Below are 575 nucleotides of genomic sequence, written 5' to 3'. Positions count from 1 at the left end.
AGTCGCTTAACCTCACAACCCAAAGATGTCTTTACTGTCTGGTTTGCTGCGCGTCGTGAATACGTTGTTATAACGTGCGCGCAATGCTCATGAACGTAAAGTTCACTCCGCTTGCTGTGCGCGTTATGCCGCGTCTTCACTTAGCTCGCTTCACCGCTGACAGCGATATCTTTCGGCGTGATAATTTGAGAGACTCAAGCACACTGCTATTTCATTCTTTATTACGGAAGAATGAACACAGTATGCTGTTTCAATTTTCAGCTTGTTCCAGATTTTTAAAGAGCAAATATCTCAAACATAACTCAGTGAGTTAGTTTTGAGATAGTAAGGTCGGCGACTTTCACTCACAAACCAGCAAGTGGCGTCCCCTAGGGGATTCGAACCCCTGTTACCGCCGTGAAAGGGCGGTGTCCTGGGCCTCTAGACGAAGGGGACACTGAAGTCACTTTCGCAAGACACCTTGCTTCTTTACTTTCATCAGACAATCTGTGTGAGCACTAAAAGGTTGTATCTTTAAGGTAAGGAGGTGATCCAACCGCAGGTTCCCCTACGGTTACCTTGTTACGACTTCACCC

Annotated in this window: 1 tRNA gene and 1 rRNA gene; both read right to left on the bottom strand. The window is 46.6% G+C overall.

Going from position 1 to position 575, the window contains the following annotated elements:
* Positions 1-359: 359 nt before the first annotated feature.
* Positions 360-435: transfer RNA gene (locus F9C28_RS20015), tRNA-Glu, on the bottom strand.
* Positions 436-519: 84 nt separating this feature from the next.
* Positions 520-575 (bottom strand): 16S ribosomal RNA (locus F9C28_RS20010); the annotation flags it as partial.

Origin of the sequence: Shimwellia pseudoproteus, from assembly GCF_016415625.1 — a bacterium.
Taxonomy (GTDB): domain Bacteria; phylum Pseudomonadota; class Gammaproteobacteria; order Enterobacterales; family Enterobacteriaceae; genus Shimwellia; species Shimwellia pseudoproteus.
Note: the sequence above shows the minus strand (reverse complement) of the source record. Positions and strands in the feature narration are given on the sequence as shown.